At 72.2% G+C, this 20,246-nt stretch carries 19 protein-coding genes and 1 pseudogene; 15 read left to right on the top strand and 5 right to left on the bottom strand.

Translation table 11 applies throughout. The annotated features are described in order from the left end of the window. Positions 1-46: 46 nt before the first annotated feature. Positions 47-1,459 carry a S1 family peptidase gene (locus tag ACFWGJ_RS04340; RefSeq protein WP_387320904.1) on the top strand — a complete coding sequence of 471 codons (1,413 nt, stop codon included), beginning with the start codon at positions 47-49 and terminating at the stop codon, positions 1,457-1,459. 50 nt (positions 1,460-1,509) lie between these two features. Further along, positions 1,510-2,736, top strand: coding sequence for a damage-control phosphatase ARMT1 family protein (locus ACFWGJ_RS04335; RefSeq protein WP_387320903.1), 1,227 nt, complete (start codon positions 1,510-1,512; stop codon positions 2,734-2,736). A 55-nt stretch (positions 2,737-2,791) separates the two neighbouring features. Here the strand turns inward: ACFWGJ_RS04335 and ACFWGJ_RS04330 are convergent, their stop codons facing one another. Further along, positions 2,792-4,090 carry an MFS transporter gene (locus ACFWGJ_RS04330; RefSeq protein WP_387320902.1) on the bottom strand — a complete coding sequence of 433 codons (1,299 nt, stop codon included), beginning with the start codon at positions 4,088-4,090 and terminating at the stop codon, positions 2,792-2,794. A gap of 56 nt (positions 4,091-4,146) precedes the next feature. Beyond that, on the bottom strand, positions 4,147-4,749 hold the full coding sequence (locus ACFWGJ_RS04325) for a TetR/AcrR family transcriptional regulator (protein ID WP_387320900.1): 603 nt from the start codon (positions 4,747-4,749) through the stop codon (positions 4,147-4,149). A 115-nt stretch (positions 4,750-4,864) separates the two neighbouring features. On the opposite strand from ACFWGJ_RS04325, the gene ACFWGJ_RS04320 reads away from it, so the two are divergent. Together ACFWGJ_RS04320 and ACFWGJ_RS04315 are read left to right on the top strand one after the other, a co-directional pair. Next, on the top strand, positions 4,865-5,257 hold the full coding sequence (locus ACFWGJ_RS04320) for a hypothetical protein (protein ID WP_387320899.1): 393 nt from the start codon (positions 4,865-4,867) through the stop codon (positions 5,255-5,257). 92 nt (positions 5,258-5,349) lie between these two features. Further along, the gene (locus ACFWGJ_RS04315) at positions 5,350-6,006 is read left to right on the top strand and encodes a DUF3105 domain-containing protein (RefSeq protein WP_387320897.1); all 657 of its coding nucleotides are present in this window, start codon (positions 5,350-5,352) and stop codon (positions 6,004-6,006) included. 19 nt (positions 6,007-6,025) lie between these two features. Here the strand turns inward: ACFWGJ_RS04315 and ACFWGJ_RS04310 are convergent, their stop codons facing one another. After that, positions 6,026-7,216 carry a helix-turn-helix domain-containing protein gene (locus ACFWGJ_RS04310; protein ID WP_387320896.1) on the bottom strand — a complete coding sequence of 397 codons (1,191 nt, stop codon included), beginning with the start codon at positions 7,214-7,216 and terminating at the stop codon, positions 6,026-6,028. A gap of 253 nt (positions 7,217-7,469) precedes the next feature. On the opposite strand from ACFWGJ_RS04310, the gene ACFWGJ_RS04305 reads away from it, so the two are divergent. The 3 genes from ACFWGJ_RS04305 (at position 7,470) to ACFWGJ_RS04295 (ending at position 11,199) form a co-directional block, all read left to right on the top strand. Further along, on the top strand, positions 7,470-8,624 hold the full coding sequence (locus ACFWGJ_RS04305) for a helix-turn-helix domain-containing protein (RefSeq protein ID WP_387320894.1): 1,155 nt from the start codon (positions 7,470-7,472) through the stop codon (positions 8,622-8,624). Between the two features lie 71 nt (positions 8,625-8,695). After that, the gene (locus tag ACFWGJ_RS04300) at positions 8,696-9,577 is read left to right on the top strand and encodes an alpha/beta hydrolase (protein ID WP_387320893.1); all 882 of its coding nucleotides are present in this window, start codon (positions 8,696-8,698) and stop codon (positions 9,575-9,577) included. A gap of 215 nt (positions 9,578-9,792) precedes the next feature. Continuing rightward, positions 9,793-11,199 (top strand): alpha/beta hydrolase family protein, encoded by a 1,407-nt coding sequence (locus ACFWGJ_RS04295; RefSeq protein ID WP_387320891.1) that lies wholly within the window; start codon positions 9,793-9,795, stop codon positions 11,197-11,199. A gap of 96 nt (positions 11,200-11,295) precedes the next feature. Here the strand turns inward: ACFWGJ_RS04295 and ACFWGJ_RS04290 are convergent, their stop codons facing one another. Together ACFWGJ_RS04290 and ACFWGJ_RS04285 are read right to left on the bottom strand one after the other, a co-directional pair. Next, positions 11,296-11,487 (bottom strand): antitoxin, encoded by a 192-nt coding sequence (locus ACFWGJ_RS04290; protein WP_387320889.1) that lies wholly within the window; start codon positions 11,485-11,487, stop codon positions 11,296-11,298. A gap of 149 nt (positions 11,488-11,636) precedes the next feature. Continuing rightward, positions 11,637-12,347 carry a ribonuclease H gene (locus ACFWGJ_RS04285; protein ID WP_387320887.1) on the bottom strand — a complete coding sequence of 237 codons (711 nt, stop codon included), beginning with the start codon at positions 12,345-12,347 and terminating at the stop codon, positions 11,637-11,639. A gap of 233 nt (positions 12,348-12,580) precedes the next feature. Between ACFWGJ_RS04285 and ACFWGJ_RS04280 the strand changes: the two genes are divergently transcribed. The 8 genes and pseudogenes from ACFWGJ_RS04280 to ACFWGJ_RS04245 form a co-directional block, all read left to right on the top strand. Continuing rightward, entirely contained in the window at positions 12,581-13,504 is a 924-nt protein-coding gene (locus ACFWGJ_RS04280) for a MurR/RpiR family transcriptional regulator (RefSeq protein ID WP_210886600.1), read from the top strand. Positions 13,505-13,813: 309 nt separating this feature from the next. Further along, on the top strand, positions 13,814-14,197 hold the full coding sequence (locus ACFWGJ_RS04275; RefSeq protein WP_387320885.1) for a hypothetical protein: 384 nt from the start codon (positions 13,814-13,816) through the stop codon (positions 14,195-14,197). Positions 14,198-14,353: 156 nt separating this feature from the next. Further along, positions 14,354-15,070, top strand: coding sequence for a TetR family transcriptional regulator (locus ACFWGJ_RS04270; RefSeq protein ID WP_387320960.1), 717 nt, complete (start codon positions 14,354-14,356; stop codon positions 15,068-15,070). A gap of 120 nt (positions 15,071-15,190) precedes the next feature. After that, positions 15,191-15,640, top strand: a complete 450-nt coding sequence (locus tag ACFWGJ_RS04265) for a Zn-ribbon domain-containing OB-fold protein (protein WP_387320883.1) — start codon at positions 15,191-15,193, stop codon at positions 15,638-15,640. 69 nt (positions 15,641-15,709) lie between these two features. Then, complete coding sequence (locus ACFWGJ_RS04260; RefSeq protein ID WP_387320958.1) at positions 15,710-16,219, top strand: DinB family protein; 510 nt, start codon at positions 15,710-15,712, stop codon at positions 16,217-16,219. A gap of 248 nt (positions 16,220-16,467) precedes the next feature. Continuing rightward, positions 16,468-17,499 (top strand): annotated as a pseudogene (locus tag ACFWGJ_RS04255) (tetratricopeptide repeat protein); the annotation flags it as partial. 263 nt (positions 17,500-17,762) lie between these two features. After that, the gene (locus tag ACFWGJ_RS04250; protein ID WP_387320881.1) at positions 17,763-18,908 is read left to right on the top strand and encodes a polyprenyl synthetase family protein; all 1,146 of its coding nucleotides are present in this window, start codon (positions 17,763-17,765) and stop codon (positions 18,906-18,908) included. A gap of 111 nt (positions 18,909-19,019) precedes the next feature. After that, positions 19,020-20,246: hypothetical protein (locus tag ACFWGJ_RS04245; protein WP_387320879.1), on the top strand; the 1,227-nt coding region annotated here is incomplete at its 3' end.

Here is a 20,246-nt window from a genome sequence, read left to right as displayed (position 1 = left end):
GCAACAGAAGTGACGCTGTGTCAGGACAGTCGCACGGGAGCCGTGGATGAGGCATGCACGACGGAATGTTCAGCGAATCGCACGGTTCGCCGCCATCGGCGGGCTGGCCTGCGGAGGGCTGATGGTCACGCAGGCCATGGCGAGCGAGACCTCCTCGGACGGCGCGCAGGCTCCCAACGCGGAGACCCGGGCAGCCCGCACGGGACAGGAACTGGTCTCCGAACTGGGCACCTCGCGTACGGCGGGCAGCTGGATCGACGCCAAGGGGCGCCCGGTCGTCGCGGTGACCGACGACAAGGCCGCGGCCGACGTACGCGAGGGCGGCGCCGTGGCCAAGGTCGTCCGCTACACCATGAAGGACCTGAAGTCCGCCACCGAGGCGCTGAAGGCCGCGCCCAAGGTGGCCGGGACCTCCTGGGCGATGGACTACGCGGCCAACCAGGTGGTGGTCCGCGCCGACACCACCGTCTCCAAGGCCGAGTGGGGCCGGCTGACCGCGGTCGCCGAGGGCATCGGCGCCTCCGTGCGCATGGAGCGGACCGAGGGCACGTTCACCCCGCGGCTGAACGGTGCCGACGCGCTCTTCGCGGGCTCGGGACGCTGTTCGGCGGGCTTCAACGTGACCGACGGCCAGAAGAACTTCATCCTCACGGCCGGTCACTGCGGGCCCGTGGGCACCTCGTGGTTCTCCGACCAGCAGGGAGCCGAGTCGGTCGGCTCCACCGTCTCCGGCTCGTTCCCCGGCGGCGACTTCTCGCTCGTGCAGTACAACGCCGGCACCGCCCTCAGCGGCGCCGACATCGTGACCGTCGGCAACGGCCAGGGAGTACGGATCATCGGGGCGGCCGATCCGGCCGTCGGCCAGAAGGTCTTCCGCAGCGGCAGCACGACCGGCCTCCAGTCCGGCCAGGTGACCGGTCTCAACGCGACGGTGAACTACCCGCAGGGCACGGTCACCGGGCTCATCGAGACCACGGTGTGCGCGGAACCGGGCGACAGCGGCGGCCCGATGTTCGCCGACGGGCTGGCGATGGGCGTCACCTCGGGCGGCAGCGGGGACTGCCGGTCGGGCGGTACGACGTTCTTCCAGCCGGTGACCAAGGCGCTGGACTCGCTCGGGGTGAAGCTGACGATCGACCCCGCGGCAGCCGGCCAGGGCACACCCTCGTCCGGCGCCGACGGCGGCACGGGCAACGACGCTGCCGCGGCGGTACCGCCCGCCACGTCCTCGACCGCTCCCGGCGCGGCCCTGCCAGGGGCCATGGGACCCGCGGGCACGGGCCCCCAGGGGCAGACCGACAGTGCCACCTCGGCACTGGACCGGCTCGGGGAGTACCGCAGCCTCGGCCCCGGGCTGTTCGTCATCGCGGGGAGTCTGCTCGCGCTGGTGGCCATCCGGATCCGTTCGGAACGCGGCCGTAAGCGCTACCGCAACCAGTACGCGCAGAGCTGGGGCTGACACCCGCCCCGCGGACCGCGGTCGACGGGCACGGACGGTTTACTGGGACCATGACGCGCCCCAGTCAGGACACCGGCCGAGCCCTCACCGACGCCGTCCCCTCCGCCCCTGCTCCCGTGGTCACCGGCACCCCGGGCTCCTTCGCCCGCAGCGTGCTGGACGAGCGGCACCCGGCCCTCATCGAGCGCGTCCGGCGGGCCACCCCGTACCCGCCCGAGCACCAGCGGGCACTGGACGCCCTCCTCGACGAGATCACCAAGGGGTCCGTCGAGCGGCTGGACGACGCCGAGCCGGGCGCCGGCTCCTGGCGGGACGAGCCGTACTACGGGCAGCGCTGGGCGGACGTGCCGTTCCTCTGGGCGGAGAGCTTCTTCTACCGCAAACTCCTGGCCGCGCTGCAGCACTTCACCCCGGGTCCCTGGCTGGGCATCGACCCCTTCGCGCCCTTCAAGAACGCCGAACTCGCGGGCTCCGAGGTCGACGACGAGCTGTCCGCGCTCGACCGCCTCCCCGATCTCGCGCCGGACGAGCAGGACAGTACGCTCCTGCTCTCCTCCCTCTGGGGCAACCGGGCCGACCTCGGCTTCCAACTGTCCGCGGGAGAGGCCGGGTTGGGCGACCGGGTGCAGGGGCTCGTCGTCGACGACTCGGACGCGCTGTGGGACGTCCTCGCGGCCGGGGAACGACCAGGCGGGTCCGGCAGGCCCGGCAAGGTCTGTCTCGTCGCGGACAACGCCGGCCCCGAACTGCTCCCCGACCTCGTCCTCGCCGACCACCTGCTGGCCACCGGCCGGGCCGCCTCCGTCGTCCTGCACCTCAAGCCGTACCCGTACTACGTCTCCGACGCCACCACCACCGACACCCTCGCCTGTCTGGACCGGCTGACCGGGGCGTCCGGCCGAGCGGCTGAGATCGGCGCACGGCTGCGGGACGCCGTCGGCGACGGGCGGCTGGTCCTGCGCAGCCACCCGTTCTCCTGCGCGCCGCACGCCTACGACCGGATGCCCGCCGACCTCCGGGAGGACTTCGCGTCCGCCACGCTCACCGTCATGAAGGGCGACCTCAACTACCGCCGTCTGGTGGGCGACCGGCACTGGCCGGCCACCACGCCGTTCGCCGAGGCCACCGCGTACTTCCCGGGCCCGGTGGCCGCCCTGCGGACGCTCAAGTGCGACGTCGTGACCGGGCTGACCCCCGGCACCCTGGCGGAACTGGACGCGGGCGCGGAGTCCTGGCGTACGAGCGGGACGCATGCCCTCATCCAGGTCAGGCGCTGATCCGGGCCGGACCCCGGTCCGGTGGGGCCTCGATCCGGGCCGGACCTGAGCCAGGTCAGACCTTGACCGTCGCCCTTCCGTCGTCCGATGTGGCGGGCAGCCCGGCGGCCGGCAGCGCGCCGAGGGCCGCGACGGCGGCGAGGACGAGGAGCGCGACGCCGGTCGTCGAGACGTCGGCCGGTCTGAACACCGTGGCCAGGGCCACTCCCAGCATCGGCCCGAGGTTCATCGCGGTCTGCTGGAGCCCGCCCGACACCCCCGCGGCCTCCACGGACGCCGCGCGTACGAGGACCGCGGTGGCGGTGACCATCACGGACACGAAACCGGCCCCGAGGAGCAGGAAGCAGCAGCCGATCGCCAGGGAGCCCGACGTCCCGTCGAGGCGGGACATCAGCAGGGTGGCAACGGCGACGAGTGCCGCGCCCGTCACGGCGGTCCGGCGCGGACCGAAGCGGCGGAACAGGACCGTGGACAGGGGTGCGCCGGCGACCGTCATGAGGGCGAGCGGCAGCGCGTGCAGACTGCTCTCCCAAGGGTCCAGGCCGCGCACGTCCTGGAGGTAGTACGTGCCGAGGAACAGCGTGCCGAACATCGCCGCCGACACCGCCACCAGCGCACCGAGCGCCGAGGTGACCGTCGTCGAGCGGAACACGCCGGGCGGGATCAGCGGCTCGGCCGTACGGCGTTCATGGCGGACGAAGGCGGCACAGACGACCGTCGTGCAGAGGAGGCCGAGACCGGTGGCGGCGGTCGCGCCGGAGTCCGGCAGAGCGACCAGGGTGTGGACCAGGCAGATCAGCGTCAGCGCCAGCAGGCCCGCGCCGGGCAGGTCCAGGCGTACGTCCGAGGTGGGCGCCGGAAGGCGCACGGCGAGGGCGAGAACACCCGCCGCCACCGCGGGTATCACGCTCAGGAAGAAGACCCACCGCCAGCCGAAGTGGGAGATCAGCGCGCCGCCCGCCAGCGGGCCCAGCGCGGCGGCGGCGCCGATCGCGCTGGTGCGCAGGGCGACCGGCATGCCGAGCCGGTCGGGCGGATACGCGGCACGGAGCATACCCAGGGTGGCCGGCTGCAGCAGCGCCCCGAAGATCCCCTGGACGACACGCAGGGCGATGACCCAGCCGACCCCGGGCGCCAGGCCGATGGCCGCCGAGGCCAGGGCGAAGCCGAACACACCGAGGGCGAAGACCCGCCGGTGCCCGTGGCGGTCGCCGAGCCGGCCGGCGAAGACCAGCAGACAGGCGACCGCGATGAGATAGCCGGTGCTGATCCACTGGACCTGTACGAAGGAGGCGTCGAGGTCGCGGCGCAGGGTGGGCTGCGCGACGGTGGTCACGGTGCCGTCGAGGGCCACGACCGCGGCTCCCGTGACCCCGGCGACAAGTGTGAGGCGTTGCCTGAGCGCCGCGTTCACCGCTCCGGCCCGAGGTGCGCGTCCAGAGCGGCCCGTACGAAGGGCTCGACGCCGTCCGCTCCCGTCGCGAGGCGGAGACTGCCCCAGCTCCACAGCTGCGCGACGCCGTGCAGGTTGGCCCAGAGCGCGCCCGCGACCTCCCGGGCCCGCACGTCGGGGCGGGCCCGGCCCACCAGGTCCACCATGGCCTCGAAGAGCGGCAGGCTGGTCTCGCGCAGGCCCAGCCGGTCGCTCTCCAGCAGGTCGTGGCGGAACATCAGCTCGTACATGCCTCGGTGGGACAGTGCGTAGCCGACGTAGATCCGGGCCAGTGCGGCGAGCTGGGCCCTCGGGCCCCTCCGATCGCCGCGCAGTTCCGCGGCGGCCTCGGCCCCCAGCTCGGCGAAGCCCTCCCGCGCGATCGCCGACAGCAGCTCCAGGTGCGTGGGGAAGTAGCGGCGGGGCGCGCCGTGCGAGACACCGGCCCTGCGGGCGATCTCCCGCAGGGACAGGGCCTGTACGCCCTCCTGGGTCACCAGTTCCACGCCGACGGCCACGAGTCGGGCCCGCAGCCCCGCTTCTCCCCGGCCCGGTCCTGCTGTCGCTTCCGGTTCACTCATAGACACTGTCTACCAGTCTCACGTAGACAGTGTCTACTCTCGGGTGGGGGACGACGGTTCGTCTTTGTGCGGGGTACCGGGAGCGCTGTCACAGGCAGCGCATACCATCACGGGGATGAGCAGCCGGACGCCACAGCGAGCGTGCCGCGTCACCCGCGACGCGGCACTGTGTCCTGCCCCGGCCGTGCTGCTCGGCGTACTGCTCGCGGTGCTGGTGGCCTGTCTCGGTTACGTGCCGGCGCACGGGCGGACCGCTCCGGCCGCTGCGCCCGTGGTCACCGTCTCCGTCCCGCACGAACGGCTGGCCTCCCCCGCCGAGCACGACCAGTGCTGCGGTCTGCCCACGCACGAGGCGCGGGCCGTACTGCCGGTGGGCGCCCACCCCCTGCCCGCGGTGGCACCGCGGATGCCCGTCGTGGCGCCCGCGGCCACGACGGCGCGCGTGCCCGCGACGCCGCCCGTCCGCGGGGCCCCCGACCTCCATGTCCTCCAGGTGCAGCGGATCTAGACCGGCGTCCGTGTCACGACGTCCGTCCGACCCCTCACCCACCGCCGCCCGCCCGGACGATCCGGCGCGGCGGGGACAAGGAACGCATTCCCATGAGCAGAACCAGCAAGAAGTCGGCCGCCACGGCCCGCAAGGCGCGTATCGAGGAGATGCGCCGCATCGAGAAGGCCCGTGAGCGCCGGAACCGCATCCTGACCGTCTCGGTCTGCACGGCCATCGTCGTCGGGCTCGTCGGATTCGGCGCGTACTACGTCGACCGCGCGAACGACAAGGACGAACAGCAGCAGGCGGCGGCGAAGAAGCCGGTCAAGGGCGAGAAGTCCTGGAACGCGAAGAAGCTGACCCAGAACCACGTCTCGAAGCCCGTGTCGTACCCGATGAATCCGCCGGTGGGCGGCGACCACAACCAGGCGTGGATGACGTGTGACGGCTCGGTCTACACGAAGGCGATACCGAACGAGAACGCGGTGCACTCGCTGGAGCACGGCGCGGTCTGGATCACGTACAACGACAAGGCGGCGGACGCGGATGTGAAGACGCTCGCCGACAAGGTCGCCAAGACGCCCTACACGCTGATGAGTCCGGTGGAGGACCAGGCCGGGGCTCTCATGCTGTCGGCGTGGGGCAAGCAGCTGACCGTCGAGAAGGCGTCCGACCCGCGGGTCCAGCAGTTCCTCACGAAGTATGTGCAGGGCCCGCAGACCCCCGAGCCGGGAGCCGCCTGCACGAACGGCGTCGACGCGGCCTGACGGACACCGCCCGGGGCGTCTAGGCTGCCGCCGGCGACAGCAGCCAGGTCAGGACGAGCATGGTCTCCAGGTGGCGTCCGGGGTCCGGGCAGGTGCCGTCGGTGAGCTGGGTGATCTGGCGGAGGCGGTAGCGGACCGTCTGTTCGTGCACGTGCAGACGGTCCGCGGTGAGTACGGCGTTGTCACCGCAGCGCAGGTACACCAGCAGGGTCTCCAGGAGCGGTTCCCGGCGCCTGGGCGCCAGTTCGAGGAGCGGCCCGAGGAGTTCCGCCGCGGCGGCCTCCAGGAGGTCGCCCGACCGGAACGCCGTCAGAGCGGCCAGGTGGTCGACGCAGCGCAGCGGGGCGGCGGCGGGCAGCAGGCCCCGCTCGATCAGTTCGAGACCGCGCCGCGCCCAGCGCAGCGACACCGCGCCCCGGCCGGGCGGTACGGCGGGCCCGAGCACGGCCCCGATGGTCCTCGGCAGCCAGCGCGGCCCGGGCGTACGGGGGTCGGGCAGGACGAGATAGGGCGCGGCGGGGCTGCGGTCGGCGAGCACCTCGGGCGGCAGCACCCGGGTCTGCGGATGGTCGCCCGGCGGCAGGGCGAGGACGGCGAGCGTGCCGGGCAGCCGCCAGTCGGCCGCGGCGGCCAGTTCGGCGAGCGGCCGGGTCCGGTCGTCGGGGTCGGCGACCAGCGCGTCCCGCAGCCGGTCGCGCTGCACGTCGAGCGGGGCGCGGTGGCACTCCTCGGCGTATCCGCGCGAGGCGGCGGCGATGGCCGTGCCGATCAGGGTGAGGGTGTCCTCGGTGAGGGTGGCGAGCAGGGGCGCCGGCCAGTGCAGCCGGTACGCGTCCTCGATGAGCCGGCGGCACGCCACCCGCCCCGCCAGGTCCAGGGCGTCGCGCAGCACGTCGAGCGGGCAGCCGAGGAGGCCGTGCCGGGCGCCGATGCGTTCGTACAGGGCGATGACCTCGGCGGTGGCGGCCTGCCCCGTGCGGGTGGCGTCGTGGATCGAGACGAAGCAGCTGACCGTGCGGTCGATGATGTGGCGCACCGAGTAGCCGTGGGTGCCCTCGACGGCGTGCGTGTAGTGCGGCAGGCCGGTGCGTACCGCCTCCTCCATCTCGTCGATCGCGGCAGGAATGTGCCGCAGCAGCATCCGGCGTGTCTCGCGCGGAAGCGGTGCGGTGTCCTGCGGGCCCATGGCACGTGCGTGCGTGGGGGTCATGGCACCTCCCGTGGGTTCCCGTGGGGCTGGGCAAGACTGCGGTGCCGGTGTGAGGTACGCCAGATTCCGTGCGGGAACCGGTCGCGAAAGTGTCATGCGCCTTACACTCCGGACCACGGCGACCCACCGTTCGGTGCTAGGCGCTCCGCTGTTTGCGCGTGTGGGGAATCTGCGGGTCGGTGGGGGCTGGGCGCGCAGTTCCCCGCGCCCCTTCGGGGGCGCCCATGGACGTATGCCGTCAAGGGAGTTGGACGTGGCAGGTGTTGGTTCGCCGTTACCCAGGCGTCCTTGGCGCGAGCTGCCTCCGGGGCTCGCCCCGCTGCTGAGGGCCCGGCTTCCGGAGCTGACCACGGAGATGGTCCAGGCCATCCGCAGAGAGGTACGCGGCTACCGGCAGCCCATCGGCTCCGCCGTCGCGCAGGACCTCGCCGAGGCCGTACAGCTGGCCGCCACCCAGTTCACCGAACTGGTCGAGGAGCCCGACGGGCCGCAGCAGCACTATGTGCCGCGGTTCAGGCGGCTGGGCAGGCTGGAGTATCTGAACGGGCGGGGCACGGAAGGACTGCAGGCCGCCTACCGCATCGGCGCCCGGGTCGCATGCCGCCGCTATGTGGACGTGGCACGGCAGGCCGCCTTCTCCGGCGAGATAGCCGTCCCCCTGAGCGAGGCCGTCCTCACGCACATCCACGCGCTGGCCGAGGAGTCGGTGACGGGCTTCGAGGAGGCACGGGCCGGCGCGGCCGACGAGGTGCTGCGGGCCCGCAGGCTGCTGGCGGCACGGCTGATGGAACGCCGGCGCGATCCGCTCGCGGAACCCCTGCCCGACCTCGCCCGCCGCGCCGCCTGGCCCCTGCCGGAACGGGTCCGGTGCGCGGTCCTGCCCGCCTCCGCCGACCTGGGCGCGCTCGACGAGGAGGTGCTGCGGGTGAGCCGGGGCGGTGAACTGCGCCTCGTGGTGCCGGACGACCGTCTGCTGGGCGCGCTTGAGGGGGCGCACGCGGCGGTGGGTCCGAGTGTCGCGCCAGCCGAGGCCTGGGTGTCGCTGCACTGCGCCCGCCTTGCCCGGCGCCTGGGGCGGCTCAGGACCGAGGAGCATCTCGCGGAGCTGCACCTTCTGCACGGTGCGCCGATCGGAACCCTGCTCGGCGACCAGGTGCTCGATCCCCTGCGCGCCCTGCCACCGGGCAAGGCGGAGCGGCTCACGGACACGCTCGAAGCGCTGCTCGACTCCGGCGGGCGCACGGCCCCGGAGGTGGCCGCCGCGCTGGGCATCCATCCACAGACGGCCCGCAACCGGTTGCGCCAACTCGCGGCCCTGTACGGCGAGAAGCTTGCCGACCCGGCGTTCCGTTTCGACGCCCAGCTCGCGCTGCGCACCAGGTCCGTACGCCGTTCCGTGCTGCCCTGACAAACTTCCTTACGGAATTCAGCAGTTGAACCAGGAGCGATACTGACCCGTCGTCAGCATGCTCTGGCCGCATGAGACATGTGAGCACCCGCACCGCGAAACGCTTCGGCCTCCTGTCCGGCGCCGCCGCCTTGGCGGTGAGTGTGAGCGTCCTCCCCCAGGAGGCGCAGGCCGGACCCGGGGACTACCAACGGGGCCCCGACCCCACCGAACAGTCCATCACCGCGGAGCGCGGGCCCTTCGCCACCGCGCAGACCACGGTGGACGGCCCGACCTTCAAGCAGGGCACCGCCTACTACCCCACCGACACGAGCCAGGGCACGTTCGGAGCGGTCGTCGTCAGCCCCGGTTTCGTGACGCCGGAGGCGCTGATCAGCTGGTACGGCCCGCGCCTCGCGTCCCAGGGCTTCGTCGTCCTGACGCTGGAGACCAACTCCGGTTTCGACCAGCCCGACGACCGCGCCACCCAGATGCTCAACGCACTCGACTACCTCGTGCAGTCCAGTTCCGTACGGACGCGTATCGACCCCGGCCGCCTTGCGGTGATGGGGCATTCGATGGGCGGCGGGGGCTCGCTCAAGGCGTCCGAGTCGCGGCCCTCGCTGAAGGCGGCCGTGCCGCTGATGCCCTGGAGCAACGACAAGACCTGGCAGACCGACCGGGTGCCCACGATGATCATCGGTGCCGAGAACGACGTCATCGCCTCGCCCGGCTCGCACGCCGAGGTGTTCTACGACAGCCTCACCGCCGCACCGGAGAAGGCCTATCTGGAACTGCGGGACGCCGACCACAACGTGGCGCTCGGCTCCGACGTGACCATCGCGAAGTACAGCATCGCCTGGCTGAAGCGCTTCGTCGACGAGGACGTGCGCTACGACAAGTTCCTGTGCCCGGCGCCCGCGACGAGCACCCGGATCAGCGAGTACCGCAGCACCTGTCCCACCGGTTCCTGATCGCCGGTCATTGGTCGCCGGTCCTTGGTCGCCGGTTCCTGATCACTTCCCCGAGCACGCCCGTCAGGCGCCCGCCCATCACAGAGGGTGGGCGCCGCGTCATACCCGGCACACATTGATGTTGCGCAGATTATTGACGGCCGAAGAGAGCTTGCCTAACTTCACTGGGACCATCCAGCCCCTGCCCCCTCTCCCGCCCCGGAAGGGATCCCTTCATGAAACGCCGTCTCCTCCTCCCGGTCGCCGCCCTGCTGCTGGCGACCGCGATCCCGGCCGGCTCCGTCACCGCGCAGGACCTGGGCGCACAGGGCGTGCGCGCGGAGGACGTGCACGTGGAGGGCACCCTGGCGTCCGGCGCGACGTACGTCATGGACGTCCCCGCCGGCTGGAACGGCACGGTCCTCCTCTTCAGTCACGGCTTCCGGCCCAGGGGCGCGCCCAACCCGGCCCAGAACGTCACCGACGCCGCCACCCGCGGCCTTCTCCTCAAGGACGGGTACGCGCTCGTCGGCTCGTCGTACGCCACCACGGGCTGGGCGGTGGAGCACGCGGTGCCGGATCAGCTGGCGACGCTCGACGCCTTCACCGAACGGTTCGGGGCGGCCCGGCGGACCCTCGCCTGGGGCCAGTCCTACGGCGGGCTCGTCACCACGCGGATCGCCGAGCACCACGCGGACCGCGTCGACGGCACCCTCTCCGTCTGCGGGCTCGTCCACGGCGGGGTCGCCAACTGGAACAACACCCTCGACCCGGTCTTCGCCCTCAAGGCCCTCCTCGCTCCCGACGCCGCCATTCCGCTGGCCGGCTTCCCGGACCAGGCGACCGCCACGGCCGCCGCCGGCGCGCTGAGCGGGGTCGTCACCGAGGCGCAGAACTCCGCGGCCGGCCGTGCCCGTATCGCCCTCGCGGCGGCCCTGCACAACATCCCCGGCTGGAACGACCCCTCCCAGACCCGCCCGGCGCCCACCGACTGGACCGCCCAGCAGGCCAACCAGTACACCGCCGTCCGGGGACTCCTCGCGACGGCGGCTTTCGGCTGGCGGCAGGACACGGAGACACTGGCGGGCGGCAACTCGTCCTGGAACACCGGCGTCGACTACACGAGAATGCTGCGCGCGTCTTCGGCGTACGAGGAGGTCAAGGGGCTGTACAAGGCCGCGGGGCGCTCCCTCACGGACGACCTCAGGACACTGAACAGGACGCCGCGCATCGCGGCCGACGAGGCCGCGGTCGACTGGATGAGCCGGACCAGCGCCTTCACCGGCAGGCTGACGAAGCCGCAGCTCACCCTCCACACCACTGGCGACGCCCTCGTCCCCGTACAGACGGAGAGCGCCTATCTGCGGGCCGCCACCGCGGGCGGCTCCCGGCACCTGCTCCGCCAGGCGTACGTCGACAACGCGGGCCACTGCACCTTCAGCCCCGCCGAACAGCTCGCCGCGCTGGACACGCTGGAACACCGGGTCGACACGGGCCGGTGGGGCGACACTCAGGCGGCGGCCCTCAACTCGCGTGCTGCGCAGGCCGATCCGACCACCCCGGCCCGCTACACCGCCTACCGGCCCACCGCGTACCCGCGCCCGTACGACCTGGCCCATCCGGACGACGCGTACCGGCCCTGACCCGCCCCGCACCGGGGGCGCCGACCTCGCAGGACCGCGGACAGCAGCGGGCCGGCCCCCTGAGGGGACCGGCCCGTCCTGCGCTCTGCCGCGGTGTCAGGACCGCGGCGGATTCTCGTCCCGGCCCGACCCGAACTGGTCCTTCAGCCTGTCCTGGGCGGTGTCGACCTGACCGCTGTACTTGCCCCCGGTCTTGCCGTCGACGAAGTCGCCGGCCTTGTCGACACCCTTGCTCGTCTGCTCCGGGTGGCCCTTAAGCATGCCCTTGATCTTGTCCATAACGGACATGAGTCATCCTCCTGATCGGTTCACCCCTACGTATCAAGGGTCACCGCAGGTGCCCGGTTTCGCATCCGGGGCGGAAACGGGCAGGTCGGGGGCAGGTCCGGGGGCAGGTCATGGCGGACCAAGCCGGCTCGGAGCGGGTTCCGGGGACGCTACTGGGCCTCTGTACGGCACTCCGGGTGGCCCCAGCCGTCGGGGTTCTTCGCGATGGTCTCGCCCGCCGCGTACGAGCGGCCGCAGCGACAGCGGCCGGGGAACTTGGCCTTGAGCGTGCGCGAGGAGGACGCTCCCGAGGAGGACGCGGCCGAGGTCCGCTTCTTCGCGGAGGAGGCAGTCTTCGGTGCCGCCTTCTTGGCCGCCGGGGACTTCGGCGGCTCCGGGGAGCCCTGCTCGCTGCCCGCGGGCTTCTGGACGAAGGCGGCCTGGCTCGCCGCGCGGTCCGCGAAGTCGTTGAGGGGGTCGCCGTCGACCTGGTGCGCGGGCACGTACCGGAACTCCACCGAGCGGCCGTCGAGCAACTCGTCGATCCGTACGACGAGTTCCTGGTTGGCGACGGGCTTGCCCGCGGCGGTCTTCCAGCCCTTGCGCTTCCAGCCCGGGAGCCAGGTGGTGACCGCCTTCATCGCGTACTGGGAGTCCATCCGGATCTCCAGCGGCACGCCCGGGTCCACGGCCGTCAACAGCCGTTCCAGGGCGGTCAGTTCGGCGACGTTGTTGGTCGCGGTGCCGAGCGGGCCCGCCTCCCATTCGGTGGGGGTTCCCGTGCCGTCCCCTACGACCCAGGCCCAGCCTGCGGGGCCCGGATTTCCTTTCGACGCCCCGTCACATGCGGCGATCACGCGTTCAGCCATGGGCACGATCATGCCAGGGGTGCGTGGTGGGGTTGGGCAGTGGGTGAGGTGTGTGCGTATGTGCGGGTGCGTCGTGGCTTGTCGCGCCGTTCCCCGCGCCCCTTAAGAGCGACAAGACTGCGCAGTTCCCGCGCCCCTCGAAGACAGAAGACCGCGGCGTTCCCCGCGCCCCTCGAAAGGGCAGGTTGTCCGTCGCAGGCTGTGGGCTATGTTGAACCTCAGTGGGACACGAAGGAGGCGCACCGGTGCCATCGCCGCAGCAGGCCCGCGCGCAGGCGTCCGCGATCAGTTCGGGGAAGCCGGTCACGGAGGCGGAAGCCGCTCCCACGACCCGGCTGCGGGCCCTCTTCGACGGCCCACGGCTCTCCCCCGGACAGCGGCGCATCGCCCAGTACCTGATCGAGCACATCACCGAGGCCGCCTTCCTGTCGATCACGGATCTCGCGGAGCGCGTCGGCGTGAGCCAGCCCTCGGTGACCCGTTTCGCGACGGCGGTGGGCTTCAGCGGCTACCCCGCCCTGCGGGAACGCCTCCAGTCCATCGCGCTCAGCAAGCTCGCCGGCTCGCCCGACGCCGCCGAGGAGGCCCGGCCCAACGAGCTGCAGGCCGCCGTCGACGCGGAGATCGACAACCTGGAGAACCTGCGCCGCGACTTCGCCGATCCGGAGCAGGTCATCGAGACCGGCCGCGCACTGTCGCAATCCACTCCGCTCACCGTCCTCGGACTGCGGATCTCCGGCTCGCTGGCCGAATACTTCGCGTACGCCGCCCGGCGCATCCACCCCGATGTCCGGCTGGTGACCCGGGGCGGCAGTGTCGCCTACGACGCCCTGCTGCAGTCGCGCGAGGCGGGCGGCACCTGGGTGCTGGCCTTCACGATGCCGCGGCACGCGCACGAGACGCTGACGGCCATGCGGGTCGCCCGGCGGGCCGGTCTGCGCGTCGCCCTGGTCACCGATCTGGGGCTCGGACCGCTGGCCGACGAGGCCGACGTCGTCTTCGCGACCGGTACCGGCGCACGGCTCGTCTTCGACTCGTACGCCGCGCCCGTCGTGCTGTCGGCGGCTCTGCTCCAGGCCATGACCGACGCCGATCCCGAGCGGACGCAGGCCCGCCTTGAGGACTACGAGCAGGTCGCGGACGAGCACGTCTTCTTCCTCAAGGACTGATCCCCGCGGCCCTCCCGGGCCCCGCACCGGCATATGACGACAGCATCTCGCAAGGCGAAATTCAGCCGTACCGGCACATGAATTTTTACATACCCTTGCTTACCAGACGGTATATATGAATACTTCTCGCTGATCGGGATCCGGTGGGGTCCTGGTCGCCCGGGAATGCGGCGCACCCGCCTCGCGCCGCCCCCGGGCGCAGGAACGGGCACCGCTCACGCACGCCCGTGGCGGCCCCGGTCAATCCCCTGGGCCGGGGCCGCCAAGAACGACCAGAACCGCCCGCCGGCCACCTCGGAAGCGATCCCCATGTCCCTGACGTACTCACCCATCAGCACGGACTGGCCCTGTCAGGTCAAGACGCCCGGCAACCGTGACTGGGAAAGATCGGCGGCCAAGTGGCTGCGCGAGCTGGTACCGACCCGCTACGCGAGCTACCCGCTGCTGATCCGTCAGCCCGTCCTGCTCGCCCGGCACGCGCAGATCCAGCTCCAGCAGGAGATCCGGGTCGTGCGCACCGCGCTGCACAGCGCACGGGCCGAGCTGCCCGCCATGGGGATGCCGGAGTCCGTGATCGAGCACACGATCAAGCTGTACGCGGCCGAGCTGACGCAGTTGAACCACATCGCCCGGGGCGTCCGCGTGATCACCCAGGCACTGGTGGAGAGCCACGGCGCACGCCAGGGCCACTGAACCGGTCACCGGCGAACCCCGGGGCAGCATGGCACTCAGTTCCCCGCTCGGAGCACACTGAGTGCCATCGGCCTCTCCCGCGATGCTAGGTTCCCCACCATGAGCGAGGCACCCCGTCCCGACCAGGCGGCCGACGTGAGCAGCCCGAAGCCGCCGATGCGGGAGTCCCTCGTGGCGGCGGCGTTCCAGCTGTTCGTGGAGCGCGGGTACGAGCAGACCACCGTCGACGACATCGTGGCGCTCGCGGGTGTCGGACGCCGGTCCTTCTTCCGGTACTTCCCGTCCAAGGAGGACGTGGTCTTCCCCGACCACGAGGGCTGCCTGGCCCGGATGACCGCCTTCCTCGGCGAGAGCGGACCCGCGCACGAACCCGTGGAACGCGTCTGCGACGCCGCCCGTCTGGTGCTGCGCATGTACGCCGAGAACCCGGCGTTCTCCGTCCAGCGCTACCGCCTCACCAGAAAGGTCCCCGGGCTGCGGACGTACGAACTGTCGGTGGTCTGGCGCTACGAGCGGGCGCTGGCCGAGTATCTGCGCGGACGGTTCGCCGGCCAGCCGGACGGGACGCTGCGCGCCGACGTCATCGCCGCGGCCGTGGTCGCCGCGCACAACAACGGCCTGCGGTCCTGGCTGCGTTCGGACGGCCGCGGCGACGCGAGCGCGGAGGTGGACCACGCCCTCGCCCACGTCCAGGGGGTGTTCGGGCCGGAGCGGGCGACGGGCGGCCCGCAGCGGGGACCCGGCACGGACGGGAACGGGTCCTGGGGCGGCGGCAAGGACGACGACGTGGTCGTCGTCGTGTCCCGGCGCGGCGCCCCGCTGTGGCGGGTCGTCCAGGAGATAGAGACCACGCTCGGCACCGATCCCGCCTGATTTCCTCACCAATTGAGGGTACTGAGTGCCTTTACCTGTGGCACTGCGTGCCATATTCTGAGGTCGTGCGCGGCACTGCGCGCATCTTCAGATTCCGGCCAGGCGCAGGGAGATGACATCGTGTTCCACCGAGGAAGCGGGACCACGACGGGCCTACTCGACCAGGAGACGGCCGCGGGGACAGGTGCGGCGACGGCCGCGGGACCCGCCGAGGAGGGGCTGCTGTACCAGCGCTGCCGCTGGTGCGGGACCAGTACGTTCCACCGGCTGCTCTGTCCGGTCTGCGCGGGCAGCGATCTGCGCACGGAGCGCAGCGCGGGCCTCGGCGTCATCCGCCACGCGACCGTGGTGCAGCGCAACACGCCGGGTGCGCGCAACGTGTCGCTCGTGGAGATGGCGGAGGGCTTCACGGTCAGGGGCCGGGTCTCGGGGCCGCTCGTCGCGATCCGCACCGGCGACCGGGTCCAGCTCACCACGTCGGCGGATCCGGTGCGCCGCGAGCCGGTGTTCAAGCTCTGCGAGGAGCCTTTCTCCGGGCCGTACGCCGGGTCCTACTCCGGCTGGCACTGAGGCACTCCGCGGCGCCACGGGGGACACTGGGCGGGACGCATGTCCACGGAAGAGAGCCCGGAGGAACTTATGCACGCCCAGGACGTTCTGGTCGAGGCCTACGGACGCATCAAGGACGAGGTGCACGCCGCGGTGGTCGGCCTCTCCCCCGACGAGCTCAACGCCCGGCCCGGCGGCACGGCCAACTCGATCTCCTGGCTGATCTGGCATCTCACCCGTGTCCAGGACGACCACGTCGCCGACGCCTTCGGCCTCAAGCAGGTCTGGCTGTCGGGCGGTTGGGCGGACCGCTTCGCGCTGCCCCTCTCCGAGGACGACACGGGGTACGGCCATGACGCGCGGCAGGTCGCCGCGGTCCGGGTGGACTCGGGCGACCTCCTGACGGGCTACTACGACGCCGTGCATGAGCAGACCCTGCGGGCACTGAGCGGGCTGCGCGCACAGGACCTGGACCGCATCGTCGACGAGAACTGGACCCCGGCCGTCACCCTGGGCGCCCGCCTGGTCAGCGTGCTCTCCGACGACCTGCAGCATGTGGGCCAGGCCGCCTACGCGCGCGGGCTGTCGGCGGCCGACTGAGCGCCGCCCGCCCGAGCAGCCGGCGCCGGCGCCGTGATGACGCCGCTGTGATGTGCGCCTCAGAGGCAACCCCGCCGCCGCGATCCTCGTCCTGATCCACAACGAGGTGGCGCGGCGGCGCCGGTGACCCGTGAACCCGTGGACAGTGATCCGAGGCGGAGAACCGGGGCACTATACACAGCATGTATACATACTGTGTATAGACAGGTCTGCCGCATCCACCGCATCCGGCGGACCGAAAGGCACCCATGTACGGCAAGGCATTCGCGCCCGAGTACCAAGGCGCGCTCACCACCCTGTCCGTGAACTCCTCACTGGTCGACGTACTGGCCGCGGGCACCGAGCAGTTGCGGGCGGCCGAGCGTGCCGGGGCGCGGGGAGAGGCGGCCCGCTCGGGCCTCGCGGTCGCGGAGGCGCACCGGCGGCTCGGGCAGGTGGGCGAGGCCGACCGGGCGTGGAAGGCGAGTTACCGCGCGGCCCGCGCGGCGAAGGACACGGCCGCGATGGCGTGGGCCCTGTGGAGCGGCGGCACGCTGGCCCGCCAGCGCGGCGCGTTCCCGCTGGCCTGGCGTCTGCTGGGACTCGCCGCCGAACTCGGCGAACGCGGCGGCGACATCGTCGTACGCGGCTACTCGCTGGCCGGGATGGCGGAGACCGGCCGTATCCAGGGCGACTACGCGGCGGTCGGCGCGCTGCACGAGCAGCTGCTGGCGGAGGCGCGCAAGCGCGGCGAGGCGCGGCACACGGTGTGGGCGCTCGAAGGCATCGCGCAGATGCACCGCAACACCGGTTCGTACGACACGGCGTACGCGATGTTCGAGGAGGCCGCGGAGATCGCCGGGCGGGCGGACGACCGGCGCGGTCACGCGTGGGCGCTGCGCGGTCTCGCCGACATCGTGTCCGTGCGCGACGGGGACGCCGACCGCGCGCTCGGCCTGCTCACCGAGGCCGAGGTGACGTGCCGCGAGATGAACCTGTCCAGTGCGCTGGCGTACAACCACAAGATGCGCGGCAACGTCCTGTACCGCGCCGGGCGTTACGCACAGGCCCGGGACCTCTACGAACTGGCCCTGTCGGAGTTCCGGGCGATGAGCGAGCCGCGCGGGGAGGCACTCGCCCGGCTCGGCCTCGCCAAGTCCCTCGCCCGCCTGGGCCGCGACCTGACCGAAACGGCCGCCGAACTGACCGACCTGGCCCGGACGCTGAACACCATCGGCCTCCGCCACGCCCACCGCATGGTGACCCAGGCCCAGACCGAACTGGGCATCGAGCCGGGGGCGGGCGGCGGACCCCGGGCCGAGACCTGGGACGAAGCAGGAGCCAGCGCCGAGGCCGGATCCGTAGCCGTAGCCGTAGCCGGAGCCAGGTCCGAGGCCGTAGCCGAAGCCGAAGCCAAGGCCGGAGTTGAGGCCGAGGCCAAGACCGGAACCGGAGCCAAGGCCGAAGAAGGAGCCGAGGCCAAGACCGGAGTTGGGGCCGCAGTCGAGGCCGATGCTGAGGCAAAGCCCGGCGCCGAGCCCAGCACCGACGCGGGGAGCCGACGATGACCACGATGTCCTCCGCGCTCTCCCCCGCCCCGGCCGCCACAGGGGCACGCGCAGGCGAGCACGCTCATCACCTGCTGGAGCGCAGCCGCGCCCTCGTACGCCCCGCGCTCGCCGAAGCCATCGCGCGGCTGCATCCCTGGGTGGGCGAGATTGCCGCCTACTCCCTCGGCTGGTGCGAGCCCGGCGGCGCACCCCTGGCCGCACCCGCGGGCGGCAAGGGGCTGCGGCAGGCCCTCGCCGTACTGGGCGCGGAGGCCGCCGGCGCCCCGCGGAGCGCGGGCGTCACCGCGGCCGTCGCCGTGGAACTGGTACACACCTTCTCGCTGCTCCACGACGACATCATGGACGGCGACCCGACCCGGCGCGGACGCCCCACGGTCTGGAAGGCGTACGGCACAGGCCCGGCCGTCCTCGCGGGCGACGCGCTGTTCGCCCTCGCCGTGGAGACCCTCGCCGCCACCCCCGGCACCGACATCCCGTCAGCCGTACGTCATCTGTCCACCGCGCTCAACGATCTCGTACGCGGCCAGGCGGACGACCTGCTCTTCGAGAGCCGCCCGTGGACGGGCCCGGAGGCGGTCCGCCCGGACGAGTACCGCGCGATGGCGGAGCACAAGACCGGCGCGCTGCTGGGCTGCGCGACCGCCCTGGGCGCCGTGCTCGCCGGCGCGCCCCGCGAGACGGTCGCCGCGCTCGACCGCGCGGGCCGTCATCTGGGCGTCGCCTTCCAGGTGGTCGACGATCTCCTGGGCGTCTGGGGCGATCCCGCCGTGACGGGCAAGCCGGTCCACGCGGACCTGCTCCGGGGCAAGAAGACGTTCCCGGTGCTGGCCGCCCTCGGTACCCCGGCCGCCCGGCCGCTCGCCCGTCTCCTGAACTCCGCCGGCCCCCTCGACGCGGCGGACGCCCGGCGCGCGGCGGCCCTGATCGAGGACGCCGGCGGGCGCGAGGCCGCGACGGCGGAGGCGCGCCGGCACATCGCCGCCGTCGACGCCTGCCTCGACGGCCTCCCCTCGACCACCGGCACCACCTGCACCACCCGCAGCACCCCTCGCGCCCACAACCCTCGCAGCACCGCCGGCACCCGCAGCACGGACGACCTGCGAGCGCTGCTCGACTTCCTCGTTCGCCGCGAGATGTGACCGATTCCCCTCCCCCACAAGCCCCTTGACGCCCCAAAGAGCCCTTGCCACACTCACCGCACCCCACGGTAGAAAACGCTTGCTATCCACCCCCACACAGGAGAAGACGAGATGGGACGCAGAGCCGCACCTCACCTCACTCGCTCGACCCCACGGCCCCGCCCGCCCGGCTCACCCCGCCTGCCCCGCGTCAGGAGCACAGGTGTCCTCGCCGCCCGTGCGACGACCCTGGTCACGGCGGCGGCCCTGCTCACCGCCCCGGCGAGCGCGGCCCCGCGACAGACGGCGGCAGCGTGCGGCGAGGGTTCGTACCAGGCCGAGGCCACGCTCAGCGGCAGTACCTGGACCGCCCGGCGCGGGACCGGCGTCGTCTACACCGGAACCGACATGCGGGCCGCGATGCAGGCGGCCGTCAGCAGCCTCACGGCGGGCCGCACGTCGAAGGAACGGGTCATCGTCCGCGGCTCGGGCAGCATCAGCGCCGGGTCCAGGGTCTCCCTGCCGAGCTACACCGTGCTCGACGTGTGCGGCACCATCAACGTCACCGGTTCGGGCAGCGGCGACCAGGCACCGGTCTACGCACGCGGCGTACAGGACATCGAGGTCCAGCACCTGAACGTCACCGGGGCCCCGCTCTACGGCATCTTCATGCGCAATGTCACCAACGTGGTCCTCGGCCAGATCGACCTGCGCCTGTCGGCCGGTCTCGGCGTCCGCATCGACAACCGCGGCGACACCAGCCAGTGGACCCGCAACGTCCGTATCGACAGCGTGTACGTGTCCGGGGCGAGCAGTCACGCCGTGGAGACGTACGGGGTCGACGGCATCACCATCGGCACGGTCACCGCACGCGACGTGGGTGAGTCGGGTCTGCTCCTGAACCAGACGGTCAACGCCACCGTCACGAAGGTGGACGCGGACGGCGCGGGCACCGGCACCGGCTACGCGGCCTTCCGGATGGCCAACCGCAACGGCCGGATCGGCAGCAGCTACGCGACCAACGTGCGGGTCGGCGAGGTCGTCGCACGCGGTGGCGGCCGGGGCGTCTTCTGCGTCTCGGAGAGCGGCGGCGCGACCATCGACCGGGTCACGCTCTCCCACACCGGCAACAACGCGATCCTGATCGAGAACTGCTACAACGTGAACCTCGCCGCGCAGAGCGGCAGCGTCACGGGCGGCGGGGAGATCCGGCTGGCCGCGCGCTCGGAATTCCCCAACAACTCGGACATCACGGTCCAGAATCTGACGGTGACGAACTCCGTGATCAGGGAGAGTCCGTGCGGCACCAACACGACGTTCCGCAACAACACGCTGGTCAACAGCACGCAGAGCATCTGC

Source organism: Streptomyces sp. NPDC060205 (genome assembly GCF_042728395.1).
Classification (GTDB): domain Bacteria; phylum Actinomycetota; class Actinomycetes; order Streptomycetales; family Streptomycetaceae; genus Streptomyces.
The sequence above is the reverse complement of the archived record's forward strand: the minus strand, read 5'-3'. Positions and strand labels throughout refer to the sequence as shown.